The 14,818-nt window shown below is 66.1% G+C and carries 12 protein-coding genes; all 12 read left to right on the top strand.

Annotation, left to right across the window (positions count from 1 at the left end; genetic code table 11):
• The first annotated feature begins 139 nt into the window (after window positions 1–139).
• The 12 genes from EV640_RS10515 to dapC all read left to right on the top strand — a co-directional run bounded on the left by EV640_RS10515 (window position 140) and on the right by dapC (window position 14,792).
• Complete coding sequence (locus EV640_RS10515) at window positions 140–1,663, top strand: ABC transporter permease (protein WP_036474070.1); 1,524 nt, start codon at window positions 140–142, stop codon at window positions 1,661–1,663.
• Complete coding sequence (locus tag EV640_RS10520) at window positions 1,660–2,826, top strand: ABC transporter permease (protein WP_084479371.1); 1,167 nt, start codon at window positions 1,660–1,662, stop codon at window positions 2,824–2,826. Before EV640_RS10515 ends, EV640_RS10520 begins: the two co-directional genes overlap by 4 nt.
• Window positions 2,826–4,559, top strand: a complete 1,734-nt coding sequence (locus tag EV640_RS10525) for an ABC transporter ATP-binding protein (protein ID WP_133726409.1) — start codon at window positions 2,826–2,828, stop codon at window positions 4,557–4,559. Before EV640_RS10520 ends, EV640_RS10525 begins: the two co-directional genes overlap by 1 nt.
• A gap of 177 nt (window positions 4,560–4,736) precedes the next feature.
• A complete protein-coding gene (locus EV640_RS10530; protein WP_036474068.1) occupies window positions 4,737–6,368 on the top strand; it encodes a peptide ABC transporter substrate-binding protein in 1,632 nt (543 codons plus the stop codon).
• A gap of 204 nt (window positions 6,369–6,572) precedes the next feature.
• Window positions 6,573–7,499 (top strand): ABC transporter permease, encoded by a 927-nt coding sequence (locus EV640_RS10535; RefSeq protein ID WP_036474065.1) that lies wholly within the window; start codon window positions 6,573–6,575, stop codon window positions 7,497–7,499.
• Complete coding sequence (locus EV640_RS10540) at window positions 7,492–8,430, top strand: ABC transporter permease (RefSeq protein ID WP_243832299.1); 939 nt, start codon at window positions 7,492–7,494, stop codon at window positions 8,428–8,430. The genes EV640_RS10535 and EV640_RS10540 overlap by 8 nt, the downstream gene beginning before the upstream one ends.
• Before the next feature lie 13 nt (window positions 8,431–8,443).
• Window positions 8,444–9,547: an ABC transporter ATP-binding protein gene (locus EV640_RS10545; protein ID WP_051500915.1), complete on the top strand. Its 1,104-nt coding sequence runs from the start codon at window positions 8,444–8,446 to the stop codon at window positions 9,545–9,547.
• Window positions 9,544–10,596 (top strand): ABC transporter ATP-binding protein, encoded by a 1,053-nt coding sequence (locus tag EV640_RS10550; protein ID WP_051500900.1) that lies wholly within the window; start codon window positions 9,544–9,546, stop codon window positions 10,594–10,596. Before EV640_RS10545 ends, EV640_RS10550 begins: the two co-directional genes overlap by 4 nt.
• Window positions 10,597–10,828: 232 nt before the next feature.
• Window positions 10,829–12,775: a translational GTPase TypA gene (gene typA, locus EV640_RS10555; protein ID WP_036474061.1), complete on the top strand. Its 1,947-nt coding sequence runs from the start codon at window positions 10,829–10,831 to the stop codon at window positions 12,773–12,775.
• A complete protein-coding gene (locus EV640_RS10560) occupies window positions 12,775–13,239 on the top strand; it encodes a hypothetical protein (RefSeq protein ID WP_036474057.1) in 465 nt (154 codons plus the stop codon). The genes typA and EV640_RS10560 overlap by 1 nt, the downstream gene beginning before the upstream one ends.
• A 38-nt stretch (window positions 13,240–13,277) precedes the next feature.
• Window positions 13,278–13,598, top strand: coding sequence for a ferredoxin (fdxA, locus tag EV640_RS10565; protein WP_036474056.1), 321 nt, complete (start codon window positions 13,278–13,280; stop codon window positions 13,596–13,598).
• A 24-nt stretch (window positions 13,599–13,622) separates the two neighbouring features.
• On the top strand, window positions 13,623–14,792 hold the full coding sequence (gene dapC / locus EV640_RS10570; RefSeq protein WP_036474055.1) for a succinyldiaminopimelate transaminase: 1,170 nt from the start codon (window positions 13,623–13,625) through the stop codon (window positions 14,790–14,792).
• Window positions 14,793–14,818: the final 26 nt, after the last annotated feature.

Raw genomic sequence — 14,818 nt, forward strand, 5'->3', positions numbered from 1 at the left:
CTCAGCAGTTCCCAGGTCCCCGCGGCTGACTAATTCAGCCCAGTAGGACCGATGACATCGGTGGGGTTCGATCCGAAAGAACTTCGGATCGAACCCCACCGATGCTTCCCCTGCAGCTCGTGGAAGGTACAACCACCCCGTGTACAGCTATGTTCTGAAACGTCTCCTCAGCGCCATCGCGGTGCTCTTCGGCGCCTCTCTTCTGGTCTTCGTCCTGGTGATCAACTCCGGCGATCCGCTCCAGGAGCTGCGCGAGTCCAATGCGGAAAATGTCGAATTCCTGATCCAGCAGCGCATCGCGTTCATGAATCTCGACGAACCCTGGTATTCCCGGTACTGGATCTGGCTCACCGGAATCGCCGGCTGCGCCGTCGGCGCCTGTGACTTCGGCACCAATATGAGCGGTCAGGACGTCGGTGCGATGGTCGCGAACTCCGCGTCCTCCACGCTGCGCCTGGTCTTCATCGCGACCATCCTCTCGATCATCATCGGCATCCTCACCGGCATCGTCACCGCCATCCGGCAGTACTCCTCACTGGACTACGCCGTCTCCTTCTTCGTCTTCCTCTTCTTCTCGCTCCCGGTCTTCTGGGCCGCGGTGCTGGCCAAGGACTGGATGGGCATCACGTACAACAACTGGCTGCGAGAACCACAGTTCAGCTGGACGCAGATCATCATCGTGGCCGTGGTCGCCGCGATCCTGGTGCCGCTGATCATCGGTGGCTCCACCCGGCGACGCCTGCTCACCGGTGCGGCCATGTTCGGCTTCGTCCTGGTGGTGATGCCGCTGATGGACTCGCTGAACTACGCCCTCGAACCTCGTCTGGGCCCCGCGGTCATCACGCTGCTCGGCATCGGTCTGGCCTTCGGACTCACCGCGCTGCTCTCCGGGCTGAAGAACCGCAGGGTGCTGTATTCGGCACTGACGGTGGTCGGCATCGGTCTGGTCTCCTACTACGCCACCTTCTGGCTGCTGATCGAGCCGCCCGGCGGCTGGCTGACTGTGATCGGCCTGTTCCTGGTCACCATCGCCGTCGCGGTGCTGGTCGGCCGGACCATGGGCGGTCACGCCAAGGGTCAGGCCGTGGCCGTCAGCGTGATCACCGCCGCGCTGTTCGCGGTGATGGTGCTGCTGGATCACTTCATGCGGGCCTGGCCCGGATTCCTGGGCATGAAGCCGCGCCCGATCGCCACCATCGGCTCCTCCTCGCCCAACTTCAGTGGGGACTTCTGGGAGGTCGCTCTGGATCAGGGCACTCAGCTTGTGCTGCCCACCACGATCCTGATGCTGGTCTCGGTGGCCACCTACACCCGGTACACCCGCAGCTCCATGCTGGAGGCCGTGAACCAGGACTACATCCGCACGGCACGAGCCAAGGGCGTCAACGAGCGCACGGTCGTCTTCAAGCACGCCTTCCGAAACTCGATGATCCCGCTGACCACGATCGTGGCCTTCGACTTCGCCGGGCTGATCGGCGGGGCCGTGGTCGTCGAGCAGGTCTTCGGCTGGTCCGGCATGGGCAACATGTTCGTCACCGGCCTGAGCAACTCAGACCCCGCGCCCGTCATGGCGTTCACCCTTATCACCGGCGCCGCCGCGGTGCTGTTCAACCTGATTGCGGACCTCATGTATGCGGTCCTGGATCCGAGGATTAGAGTATGAGCCAGCCAACACCCCCCATCCCGCCGGAGGACGTGCGCAGCGCCGCGGAGGTCGAGGATGCCAAGCTCGCCAGTGCGCAGCGGTCCTATTCCCAGGGCCAGCTGGTGCGCAAGAGGTTCTTTGCGCACAAGCCGGCCGTGGTCTCCATGGCGGTGCTGGTCTTCATCATCCTGCTCTCGGTCAGCTCCATCGGCTTCTCCGGGCAGGGCACCGGCTGGTGGTCGAAGAGCTTCTCCGCCACCGGACTCACGGTCGACGGCGGCCGCCCCACCATGTTCAACGCCGCCTTCCTGGGCGAGCACCCTTTCGGCCAGGACAGCATCGGTCGGGACTACTTCGCCATGGTCATGCGCGGCACCCAGCAGTCGCTGCTGGTGGCCCTGGGCGTGGCGCTCTCCTCCACCTTCCTCGGCGTGCTCGTCGGTGCCCTGGCCGGATATTTCCGCGGCTGGATCGAGGCGGTGTTGATGCGCATCACCGACGTGGTGATCGTGGTCCCGCTTCTGGCTCTGGCGGCGGTCTTCGGCGCCTACGCGCAGGGCCTTCCGGGAGGGACCCTCACGCTGGCGCTGTTCATCGGCCTGGCCACCTGGACCGGCACCGCTCGACTGGTGCGCGCCGAGATCCTCTCGCTGCGCGAGAAGGAGTATGTCGCGGCGGCCATCGCCATGGGTGCGCATCCGGCGCGGATCATCCTCAAGCACATGCTGCCCAACAGCATCGGGGTGATCGTGGTCAATGCCACCTTCGCCATCGCCGCGGCGATCCTGCTCGAGACCACGCTGTCCTACCTCGGATTCGGTGTCCAGCCTCCGGAGACCTCGCTGGGTGCCCTGATCCAGGACAACCAGAACGCCTTCACCACCAGGCCCTGGCTGTTCTGGTTCCCCGGCCTGTTCATCATCGCCATCGCGCTGAGCGTGAACTTCATCGGCGACGGTCTGCGTGATGCCATCGACCCGCGGCAGAAGCGCTCCGGCGCCAACCGGCCCGGCTGGCGGACAGCCTTCGGCCTGTTGGGCCGCGCCACCGCCGAGGAGCGGTCCGGCAAGCAGGTCTCGGAGCTCTCCGGAGGTCCCACCCAGATGCAGCCACCCGCCGGCATGACCGACCACGGTCCAGACTTCGGCCACGATCCCACCGACGAGAAGAGGGACTCCTGATGCCCGCACCAGTGCTGAGCTATAAGGACATCCGCGTCAGCTTCGCCACCGAGTTCGGCGATGTCGACGCCGTCAAGGGCGTCTCTTTCGAGGTCATGCCCGGTGAGGTGGTCGCGGTCGTCGGCGAATCCGGATCCGGGAAGTCCGTCACCTCCTCCACCGCGATGGGACTGCTGCCCGAGAGCGCAAGCGTGCAGGGCGAGGTCCTGCTCGAGGGCCGTAATGTGCTCAAGATGTCCACCGCCGAGCTGCGCAGGCTGCGCGGCTCCGACATCAGCATGGTCTTCCAGGAGCCGATGACGGCGCTGAACCCGGTGCTGCGCGTCTCGGACCAGCTGGTGGAGGCGCTGCAGGTCCACGAGGTCGCCTTCGGGGGTAAGGCGCTGGAGAAGTCCATCGAGCTGCTCGAACGCGTCGGCATCCCCGAGGCCCGGACCAAGATTCGGCAGTACCCGCACCAGTTCTCCGGGGGGCAGCGGCAGCGCATCGTGATCGCCATGGCCATCGCCTGCGGACCGAAGGTGATCATCGCCGATGAGCCCACCACCGCTCTGGACGTCACGGTCCAGGCCGAGATCCTCGATCTGCTGCGCGAGCTCAAGCAGGAGCTGAACACCGGGATCCTGCTGATCACCCACAACATGGGCGTGGTCGCAGACATGGCGGACCGCGTGGTGGTGATGCTCAACGGCGAGGTGGTGGAGACCGGTCCGGTGGCGAAGATCCTCGGTCACCCGGAACACCCCTATACCCGGCGCCTGCTCGCGGCGATGCCGCTGCTGCGCGAGGCGGGGGACCCCTCGCTGGAGCGTGAGCAGGAGCAGGAGCGTGTGCGCGTCACCGAACGTGCCGCGCGTGAGACCAGCCACCGGGCTGCCGCAGGCATGAGTTCAGGTGCAGCCTCACCCGCGCCTGCGGCACTCGAGGCCAAGGACGTCGCGCTGGAGTACAAGTTCCGCCGCAAGGCCACCCGAGTGGTGCATGACCTGAACTTCACCGTCCAGCCCGGCGAGATCATGGGCCTGGTGGGGGAGTCCGGTTCGGGCAAGTCCACGGTGGCCAAGGCGGTTCTGGGCCTGCTGGATGTGGCCGAGGGTGAGCTGCGGGTGCGCGGCGAGAACATGCCCGCGCTGCCGTCGAAGCAGAAGAAGGCGCTCAAGCGGGAGATCGGCGTGGTCTTCCAGGACCCGGCGGCCTCGCTGGACCCGCGGTTCCCGATCGGTGACATCATCACCGAACCCATGGTGGTGCATAAAGAAGGGGACAAGGACTCACGCATGGCACGGGCCCGGGAGCTGCTCGATGCCGTCCGGCTCCCCTCCAGCGTGCTCAACCGCTACCCGCATGAGCTCTCCGGAGGCCAGCGGCAGCGCATCTCCATCGCCCGCGCGCTGACCCTGAACCCCACGCTGCTGATCGCCGACGAACCCACCTCGGCCCTGGACGTCTCGGTGCAGGCCGCGGTGCTGGAGCTGTTCTCCGAGCTGCAGCAGCACTATGGCTTCGCCTGCCTCTTCGTCAGCCACGACCTCGCGGTGGTCGACTCGCTCGCGCATAAGGTGCTGGTCATGCAGAACGGCCGCACCGTGGAGCAGGGGACCACCGATCAGGTGCTGCGCCATGCGAAGGAGTCCTACACCCAGCAGCTGCTTGCAGCGGCCCCGGTGCCCAATCCTGAGACCCAGGCTCGACGCCGCACCGAACGGCAGCGGCTGCTCGCCGCTCTGGGCTGAGGCGGCGGCCCAAGGCCAACCTCTAGCAGCAGAAGAAACACGGTCACATGAACAGAACCTGAAACACAGCTGAAAAATTGCCCTGCTAAACTCACTCCCACAGGTGACCCACGCAACACTCGCGCGAGGGTCATCGTCTGCCCATAAAGCTCGCATCTTCTCGAGGAGTAACCGAATATGCACGTCAACAAGACCTCTCGTCGCTCTCGCGCGACGGGTGCGCTCGCCGTGACCGCCGCCGCAGCCCTGGTGCTGTCGGCCTGCGGCGGCGGCGACAACGGCGGGGACAACGGCGAAGCCGCCGAAGGCGTCGAAGGCGGCGGCACCGTCTCGGCCTATAACTGCGAACCGCAGTTCCTGGTCCCCGCGAACTCCACCGAGGTCTGCGGCTCCTGGGTCCTCGGCTCCCTGTTCACCGGTCTGACCCAGACCGACTTCGACACCTACGAGCCCACCGCGGGCGTGGCCGAGTCCTGGGACACCGAGGACAACGTGACCTGGACCTTCACCCTGGGTGAGGACTGGACCTTCCACGACGGCGAAGCGATCACCGCACAGACCTTCGTGGACACCTACAACTGGGCCGTGGATCCTGACAACGCCCAGCAGAGCGCCAACTTCTTCGACAACTTCCTGGGCTACCAGGAGGTCGTCGACGGCGACGCCGAGGAGATGGAAGGCGTCCGCGCGCTCGACGAGTACACCCTCGAGATCGAGCTCACCGAGCCCTTCTCCCCGCTGCCCGACATGCTGACCTACACGGCCTTCTACCCGATGCCCGCGGTGGCCTATGAGGACATCGAAGCCTTCGAGCAGGCCCCGGTCGGCAACGGTCGCTACCAGATGGACGGCGAGTGGGAGCGCGACCAGCAGATCGCGGTGAACCGCTACGAGGATTGGGCCGGGGAGAACCCGGGTCTTCCCGAGCGCATCGAATGGCGCATCTACTCCGACGTCGACACCGCCTACCTGGACGTCCAGGCCGGCAACCTCGACATCCTCGACGCCGCACCGGCGAACCGCCGCACCACGGTGGAAGCCGACTTCGGCGAGAACGCGCAGGACTTCGACACCTCCTCCTTCACCTACCTGGGCTTCCCGCTGTACCAGGAAGAGTTCCAGGACGTCGATGTGCGCCACGCGCTCTCGATGGCCATCGATCGTGAACTGATCATCGACAACATCTTCGACGGCGCACAGACCCCGGCGGAGAACATCATTCCCCCGGATCTGATCGAGGGCAACGAGAACACCTGTGAGTTCTGCCAGTACGATCCCGAGGCTGCCGCAGAGCTCTACGAGGAAGCCGGTGGCCCTGACGAGCTGACCGTCTACTTCAACTCGGGCGCGAGCCACGAGGACTGGGTCGAGGCCGTGGCCAACCAGTGGCGCGACAACCTGGGCATCGAGGACATCACCTTCGAGTCCCTGGAATTCGCCCAGTACCTGGGTCTGCATGACGAGCAGGAGATCACCGGGCCCTACCGTCTGGGCTGGACGCTGTCCTACCCCAGCGCGCAGTACGCGATGGAGCCGATCTACACCACGGGTGTCTCCTCGAACTACGCCGACTACTCCTCCGAGGAGTTCGACGATCTGATCGGCCAGGCCAACGCCGAGACCGATCCCGATGCTGCGGCCGAGCTCTACACCGACGCCGAGGCGATCCTGCTGGAGGACATGCCGGTGATCCCGATGTGGTTCACCAACTTCCAGGTGGTGCACAGCGACCGGATCGATGGCGAGTCCATCTTCATGGATCAGGCCACCTTCACCCGCCTGGAGCAGGTGGTGGTGACCGAGGAGTAATCCTCACAGTCCACGGCAGAGGCGCGGCCTGCGCGAAGTCTTCGCAGGTCGCGCCTCTGCCGTGTCGGCATCCAAGGATTCTCGGAAATGCAGTCCGAGTCCATATCATTGATCGCGGCGTCGCCCCCGGCTCAGGAGAAGACCTCTCCGCCGAGACAGACGCTGGGCGCACCCGCGCCACCACACGCACCCACAAGGACAGCAATGACCCGCTATATCATTCGGCGTCTGCTCCAGTTCATCCCGGTCATCCTGATCTCCACGTTGATCGTCTATGCACTGGTCTTCGCCATTCCGGGCGATCCCATCCGAGCCCTCGCCGGGGACCGCCCGATGAGCGACGCCGTCAGGGAGACCCTGCGCGAGCAGTACAACCTGGATGACCCGTTCCTGATCCAGTACTTCAAATACATCTGGGGCATCGTCACCGCACTGGACTTCGGCTCGACCTTCAACGGCCGCCCGGTCACCGACATCATCCAGCAGCGCCTGCCGGTCACCGCGACCCTGGCCCTGGTGACCCTGGTGATCCAGACGCTGATGGGCATCATCGCCGGCATCCTGGCCGCGCTCTACCGCGACCGGTTCTTCGACCGCTTCGTCCAGGTCTCCACCGTGGCCATGGTGGCGCTGCCCACCCTGGTGATCGGCTTCCTGCTGCAGCTGATCTTCGGGCTGAATCTGGGCTGGTTCCCGATCGCCGGCGTGAACAACGGGGTCTCCAGCTATATCCTTCCGGCGCTGACCATGGCTGCGGTCTCCACCGGCATCCTGGCCCGTCTGGTGCGCAGCGAGCTGCTGGACTCGCTGAAGTCCGACTACGTCCGCACCGCCACCGCCAAGGGCATGAAGCGCAGCCGCGTGATCACCCGCCACGGTCTGCGCAACTCGCTGATCCCGGCGGTCACCTTCATCGGCGCCGACCTGGCGAGCATGCTCGGCGGCTCCATCATCGTGGAGACGATCTTCAACCTCCCCGGACTGGGCCAGCAGGTCTTCGCCTCCATCCAGGGGCAAGAGGGCACCGTCGTCGTCGGCATCGTGACCCTCTTCGTGCTCTTCTTCGTGGTGATCAACCTGATCGTTGATCTCCTCTATGGCCTTCTCGACCCAAGGATCCGTTATGAGTGAGATACACCGCCCCGAAGCGCGCGTGGAGCCGATCGACTCGACGATCGAGCCCGCAGGGGAGCCCGCCAAGAACAAGAAGGTCGAGGAGGCGAGCCTGCTCGCCGATGCCTGGCGCTCGCTGCGGAGGAACCCCTGGTTCATCATCTCCGCGGTCCTGCTGGTGCTCTTTCTGTCCATGGCGATCTTCCCGCAGCTCTTCACCAACAACGATCCGCGCGAGTGCCTGCTCGGGCGCAGCCGGCAGTCGCCCTCGGCCGAGCACTGGTTCGGCACCGATGTCCAGGGCTGCGACTACTACAGCCGGGTGATCTACGGTGCCCGGAACTCGATCGCGGTCGGATTCATCGTCGCGATCGGCACCTTCATCATCGCCGTGCTCCTCGGCCTGGTCGCCGGCTACTTCGGCTCCTGGGTCGACGCCGTGATCTCCCGGTTCACCGACATGGTCTTCGCCGTGCCCTACATCCTGGGCGCCCTGGTGTTCCTCAACGTGCTGGAGTCCCGCGGAGTCCGCGAGGTCGCCTTCGTGCTGATCATCTTCATGTGGCCGACCATGACGCGTCTGATGCGCGGCTCGGTGATCTCGGTGGTCAACTCCGAGTTCGTCCTCGCCGCCCGCGCCCTGGGTGCCGGACCGATCACCATCATGCGCCGTCATATCCTGCCGAACTCGCTGGGACCGGTGATCGGCTACGCCACGGTGTTCACCGGCATCATCATCGGCGCCGAGGCGACGCTGACCTTCCTCGGGGTGGGCCTGCAGCTGCCGGCCATCTCCTGGGGACTGCAGCTCTCCGACGCGCAGCCGTTCCTGCAGACCGTGCCGCACCTGCTGCTGTTCCCGGTGATCTTTGTGGGCCTCACCGTGTTCGCGTTCATGACCATGGGTGACGCGATCCGCGACGCCCTTGATCCCAAATCCAAGAAGTGAAGGGTTGGATCTGATGACGCAATCCCAGACCCCCGCCGGTTTCACCCCCGGAACCCGCCCCGGTGAGGTTCCGCTGCTGGAGGTCAAGGACCTCCAGGTGGAGTTCCGCACCAAGGCCGGCGTGGCCAAAGCGATCAACGGGCTGAACTTCAGCCTGCACGCGGGGGAGACCCTCGCGATCCTGGGCGAGTCCGGCTCGGGCAAGTCCGTGACCGCGCAGACCATCATGGGCATCCTGGACATGCCCCCGGGCAAGATCGCCGGCGGTGAGATCCGCTACCGCGGCGAGGACCTGCTGAGCATGGACGAGGAGTCCCGGCGCAAGCTGCGCGGGGTCAAGATCGCCATGATCTTCCAGGACGCGCTGTCCTCGTTGAACCCGGTGCTGCCGGTCGGCTGGCAGATCGCTGAGATGTTCCGCGTCCACCGCGGACTCAAGCGCAAAGAGGCCAAGGTCAAGGCGGTGGAGATGATGCAGCGCGTAGGCATCCCCGGCGCCGAAGAGCGGGCGGGGGACTTCCCGCACCAGTTCTCCGGAGGCATGCGCCAGCGCATCATGATCGCGATGGCCATCGCCCTGGACCCCGACGTGCTGATCGCCGATGAGCCCACCACCGCACTGGACGTCACCGTCCAGGCCCAGGTGATGCGGCTGCTGAAGGATCTGCAGACCGAGTTCAACATGGGTCTGATCCTGATCACCCATGACCTCGGCGTGGTCGCCGATGTCGCGGACAAGATCGCGGTGATGTACTCCGGACGTGTCATGGAGGCCGCCGATGTCTACGAGATCTACGGCAGGCCCGGGCACCCCTACACCCAGGGCCTGCTGAACTCGATCCCGCGGATCGACGACGAGGGTGGACGGCTGCGCGCGATCTCGGGGCTGCCGCCGTCGCTGACCGATATGCCGCCGGGCTGCCCGTTCAACCCGCGCTGCGAGTTCGCCACCGACCGCTGCCGGACCGAACGCCCGGAGCTGCGCCCGGTCGCGGAGGGACACCTCTCGGCGTGTCACTACGCCGAGGACGTCTACGCCGGCACCGCCACCCGCACCCGGCGCCCGTCACCCACCGGCGCCGGAATGATCGACGTCTCCGAGGAGGCACCACAATGAGCCTGTCAGTTCCCGCCGCCGCAGATCCCTTCGCCGACAAGCCCTCGGTGCTCGAGGTCGAGGGCCTGGTCAAACATTTCCCGATCACCCAGGGCATCGTCTTCCAGCGCAAGGTCGGTGCTGTGAAGGCCGTGGACGGGGTGAGCTTCAACCTGCGTGAGGGCGAGACCCTGGGCATCGTGGGGGAGTCCGGCTGCGGCAAGTCCACCCTGGCGAAGCTGCTGATGCGCCTGGAGGAGCCCGACGCCGGCACCGTGAAGTTCCGCGGTGAGGACTTCCTCTCGGTCAAGGGCGACGAGCTGCGCCGGCTGCGGCGCAAGATTCAGATCATCTTCCAGGACCCCTACACCTCTTTGAATCCGCGCATGTCGGTGGGCGACATCATCGCCGAGCCGTTCAAGCTGCACCCGGAGGAGAAGCCGAAGCAGGGGATCCGCAACCGGGTCAAGGAGCTGCTGGACCTGGTCGGGCTGAACCCGGAGCACATCAACCGCTATCCGCACCAGTTCTCCGGCGGGCAGCGCCAGCGGATCGGCATCGCCCGCGGCCTCGCGCTGAACCCCGACGTCATCATCTGCGACGAGCCGGTCTCGGCGCTGGACGTCTCGGTCCAGGCCCAGGTGATGAATCTGCTTGATGACCTGCAGAAGGAGTTCGGGCTCAGCTACATCTTCATCGCCCACGACCTCTCGGTGGTCCGGCACATCTCCGACCGGGTCGGGGTGATGTACCTGGGCAAGCTCGCCGAGCTGGGCACTCAGGAGGAGATCTACACCGGTCCCTCGCACCCCTACACCCAGGCGCTGCTCTCCGCGGTGCCGCTGCCGGACCCCACCCTGCGCGGGGCGCGCGAGCAGATCGTGCTCCAGGGGGATCCGCCGAACCCGGCGAACCCGCCCTCGGGCTGCCGCTTTCGGACCCGCTGCTGGAAGGCCACCGAGATCTGCGCCACCCAGGAGCCGGAGCTGATCTCCCGAGGTCAGATCACCCAGCTCAGCGCCTGCCACCATGCGCAGCAGAACGAGAAGATCATCCCGGCCCACAGCTAGGTCCGGGGCTGCCCCCAACCCCTGGTGACCACCGGCATTGCCGCACTCGCCGCTCGAGGCCGTACACTGGAATGGTGTGGTCGCGACACGGCCGTGTTGCTGTGCGCTCTGACCCACCCCAAACCACACTGTTGAACCACATGTAGAACCACGACGTGACATGGACGAGTCAAGAAACGACATCGACCGACCAGACACGTCACTCTCCTCTATGGAAGGCGTTGCCCCACTTATGACCACTGCTGCCGCTCGGACACTTGCAGGTACTGACGAGCGCCAGGATCTGCGCAACGTCGCCATCGTCGCCCACGTCGACCACGGCAAGACCACTCTGGTCGATGCCATGCTCACCCAGACGAGAGAGGCCGGTGCGCACGGCGCCCTCGAGGAACGGGTCATGGACTCCGGTGAGCTCGAGAAGGAAAAGGGCATCACGATCCTGGCCAAGAACACCACCGTGTTCTACTCCGGTCCGGCCGCCACCAAGCACGCCGGCATGGACAACGTCACCATCAACGTGATCGACACCCCCGGACACGCTGACTTCGGCGGTGAGGTCGAGCGCGGCCTCTCCATGGTCGACGGCGTCGTGCTGCTCGTGGACGCCTCTGAGGGCCCGCTGCCCCAGACCCGTTTCGTGCTGCGCAAGGCACTGAATGCTCAGCTTCCCGTGATCCTGGTCGTGAACAAGACCGACCGCCCCGATGCGCGCATCGACGGCGTCGTCTCCGACACCATGGACCTGCTGCTCGGCCTGGCCTCCGACGTCGCCGAGGAGAACCCCGAGCTGAATCTGGACTCGGTGCTCGACGTTCCGGTGGTCTTCGCCTCCGGCCGAGAAGGCCGCGCCTCGAAGAACCAGCCAGAGGACGGCGGAATGCCGGACAGCGACGACCTCGAGCCGCTCTTCGACACCATCCTCGAGCATGTTCCGGCGCCGAAGTACGACTCCGGCGAGGTCCTTCAGGCGCACGTCACCAACCTCGACGCCTCCCCGTTCCTCGGCCGCCTGGCCCTGCTGCGCATCTTCAACGGCACGCTGAAGAAGAACCAGCAGGTCGCCTGGGCCCGCAAGGACGGGACCATGAAGACGGTGAAGATCACCGAGCTCCTCGCCACCAAGGGCCTGGAGCGAGTCTCGGCAGACTCCGCCGGACCCGGCGAGATCGTCGCCGTCGCCGGCATCTCCGACATCATGATCGGTGAGACCCTCACCGACCTGGAGAACCCCAAGCCGCTGCCGACCATCACCGTGGATGATCCCGCGATCTCCATGACCATCGGCATCAACACCTCGCCGATGGCCGGCCGGGTCAAGGGCGCGAAGGTCACGGCCCGCCAGGTCAAGGACCGCCTGGACAAGGAGCTGGTCGGCAACGTCTCGCTCAAGGTCTTCCCGACCGAACGCCCCGACACCTGGGAGGTCCAGGGCCGAGGCGAGCTCGCACTGGCGATCCTGGTCGAGCAGATGCGCCGCGAAGGCTTCGAGCTGACCGTGGGCAAGCCCCAGGTGGTCACCCGCGAGATTGACGGCAAGCTGCACGAGCCGATGGAGAACATGATCGTGGACTCCCCCGAGGAGTTCATGGGTGCGATCACCCAGCTGATGGCGGCCCGCAAGGGAACCATGACCACGATGACCAACAACGGCACCGGCTGGATCCGTATGGAGTTCATGGTGCCCGCTCGCGGTCTCATCGGCTTCCGCACCAAGTTCCTCACCGACACCCGCGGCGCCGGAATCGCCTCCTCCTACGCGGCAGGCTACGAGCCGTGGAAGGGCCTGATCGAGTACCGCACCTCCGGTTCGCTGATCTCCGACCGCACCGGCACCGCGACCCCGTTCGCCATGATCAACCTGCAGGAGCGCGGCAACTTCTTCGTGGACCCGCAGGAAGAGGTCTACGAGGGCATGGTCGTGGGCGAGAACGCTCGCCACGACGACATGGAGGTCAACATCACGAAGGAGAAGAAGCTCACCAATATGCGTGCAGCGGCTGCCGACTCCTTCGAAGGCCTGACCCCGCCGACCAAGCTGACCCTCGAGGAGTCCCTCGAATTCGCGAATGAGGATGAGTGCGTGGAGGTCACCCCGCACTCGATCCGCATCCGCAAGGTCATCCTGAACTCCTCCGAGCGCATGCGTGACACACGCAAGAAGAAGAGCGCTTCACAGTAATGACCAGCCCGCAGGACACCGAGGCACCCTCGCGGAGAAGCTCGCTGCGACCAGCTCTGCTGGGCGTCTGCTTCTCCGCAGGGGTGGTCCTCGGGATCCTGGGCACCGTGTTGCACGGCAACATCGTGATGCTCGGTCCCACCGAGACCGGGACCGTGCTGCCCTGGGGCGCGGTGCTGGCCCTGCTGATGTGCCTGATGGCGCAGCTCTGGGCCGGGCTCAAGAGCGGCTCGTTGCTGGAACCGATGGTCATGGGCATGACCACCTTCACCGTGGCCTCGATCGCCTACCTCTGGCCCGGACCGGATCAGCTGGTGGTGCCTTACAGCCCCGAGGCCATGGCGCTGCTGCCGGGGCCCACGCTGGCCTCGGCGATCTGGTGGCTGGGCACCGCAGCGGTGACCTTGATCGCGATGGTCCTGGTCAAGTGGATCCTGGTGCGGGACCGCGCCGCATCTCGGTAGACTCGACTTACGCACTCGAAGAAAGATAAGAGGAGTCCATGACGTACATCATTGCCCTTCCTTGCGTGGATCTGAAGGACAAGGCCTGCATCGATGAATGTCCGGTGGACTGCATCTACGAGGGTGATCGGATGCTCTACATCCACCCCGACGAATGCGTCGACTGCGGCGCCTGCGAGCCGGTCTGCCCGGTGGAGGCCATCTACTACGAGGACGACACCCCCTCGCAGTGGTCCGAGTACTACCGCGCCAACGTCGAGTTCTTCGACGAGGTCGGTTCCCCCGGCGGCGCGGCCAAGGTCGGGCTGATCCCGAAGGACCACGAGATCGTCGCGGCCCTGCCCCCGCAGCAGCAGTGACCACCCAGCTCAGCGGAGGCCTCCATGCTCACTCTTCCTGAGTACCCCTGGGACGCGCTGGCTCCCTACCTTCAGAAGGCGCGGCAGCACCCGGAGGGAATCGTCAATCTCTCCATCGGCACCCCGGTGGACCCCACCCCTGAGGTGATCCAGGCGGCGCTCACCGCCGCCGCCGACGCTCCCGGGTACCCGACCACCCACGGCACGCTCGCGCTGCGCGAAGCCATCGCCGGCTGGTTCGCCCGACGGCGCGGGGTCACCGGCCTGGACCCGGAGAACATCCTGCCCACGGTGGGCTCCAAGGAGCTCGTCGCCTGGCTGCCGACCCTGCTGGGACTCGGCGCTCGCGCCGGGGCCGGCACCTCCGACGTCGTGCTGCGCCCACTGGTGGCCTACCCGACCTATGACATCGGCGCACAGATCGCCGGCGCGACCCCGCTGGCCACCGACGATCCGTTCAGCCTCGACGAGGAGACGCTGCAGCGGGTCAGGTTGATCTGGATCAACTCACCCTCGAACCCCACCGGCGCGGTGGCCGGGGCTGAGTGGATGTCCGAGGTGGTCAAGCTCGCCCGCCGCATCGGCGCCGTGGTCGCCTCCGACGAGTGCTACGCCGAGCTGCCCTGGGAGGTCGCCGAGGACGACGTCCCCTCGGTCCTGGACCCCCGGGTCTGCGGAACCCACCCGGAGACCGGCGCACCCGACCACCGCGGACTCCTCGCGGTGTACTCGGCGTCGAAACAGTCCAATATCGCCGGCTACCGGGCCGCGTTCGCCGCGGGCTGCCCGGAGCTGATCAGCGGACTGATCAACACCCGCAAACACGCCGGCATGATCGTTCCGGCCCCGGTCCAGGCCGCGCTGGCCGCGGCGCTGAACGATGACGCCCACGTGGCCGCTCAGCGCGAGCTCTACCGCCGGCGTCGGGCGCTGATGGTGCCGGCCCTGCAGGCCGCCGGTCTGCAGATCGAAGACTCGGTCGCCGGACTGTACCTGTGGTGCCGCGCCGCCGAGGCTGACCCTTCCGCCAGCACCGCGGAGGACACCTGGGCGCTGGTGGATCAGATGGCCCGGCGCGGGATCCTGGTGGGTCCCGGGGTGTTCTATGGGGAGCAGGGCAACGGCTACATCCGGGTGGCGCTGACCGCCACGGATGAGCGGATCGCCGCCGCGGCTGCGCGACTCACCAGCTGAGCTGGGTGCTTCTGCGGGATCCGATG

The organism is Nesterenkonia aurantiaca (assembly GCF_004364585.1).
Classification (GTDB): Bacteria; Actinomycetota; Actinomycetes; order Actinomycetales; family Micrococcaceae; genus Nesterenkonia; species Nesterenkonia aurantiaca.

Excerpts from the sequence above, each read along its gene's own strand:
- EV640_RS10535 (WP_036474065.1), top strand. The coding sequence starts at position 6,573 with ATGACCCGCTATATCATTCGGCGTCTGCTCCAGTTCATCCCGGTCATC.
- EV640_RS10540 (WP_243832299.1), top strand. The coding sequence starts at position 7,492 with ATGAGTGAGATACACCGCCCCGAAGCGCGCGTGGAGCCGATCGACTCG.
- EV640_RS10545 (WP_051500915.1), top strand. The coding sequence starts at position 8,444 with ATGACGCAATCCCAGACCCCCGCCGGTTTCACCCCCGGAACCCGCCCC.
- typA (WP_036474061.1), top strand. The coding sequence starts at position 10,829 with ATGACCACTGCTGCCGCTCGGACACTTGCAGGTACTGACGAGCGCCAG.
- EV640_RS10550 (WP_051500900.1), top strand. The coding sequence starts at position 9,544 with ATGAGCCTGTCAGTTCCCGCCGCCGCAGATCCCTTCGCCGACAAGCCC.
- EV640_RS10560 (WP_036474057.1), top strand. The coding sequence starts at position 12,775 with ATGACCAGCCCGCAGGACACCGAGGCACCCTCGCGGAGAAGCTCGCTG.
- EV640_RS10525 (WP_133726409.1), top strand. The coding sequence starts at position 2,826 with ATGCCCGCACCAGTGCTGAGCTATAAGGACATCCGCGTCAGCTTCGCC.
- fdxA (WP_036474056.1), top strand. The coding sequence starts at position 13,278 with ATGACGTACATCATTGCCCTTCCTTGCGTGGATCTGAAGGACAAGGCC.
- EV640_RS10530 (WP_036474068.1), top strand. The coding sequence starts at position 4,737 with ATGCACGTCAACAAGACCTCTCGTCGCTCTCGCGCGACGGGTGCGCTC.
- dapC (WP_036474055.1), top strand. The coding sequence starts at position 13,623 with ATGCTCACTCTTCCTGAGTACCCCTGGGACGCGCTGGCTCCCTACCTT.
- EV640_RS10520 (WP_084479371.1), top strand. The coding sequence starts at position 1,660 with ATGAGCCAGCCAACACCCCCCATCCCGCCGGAGGACGTGCGCAGCGCC.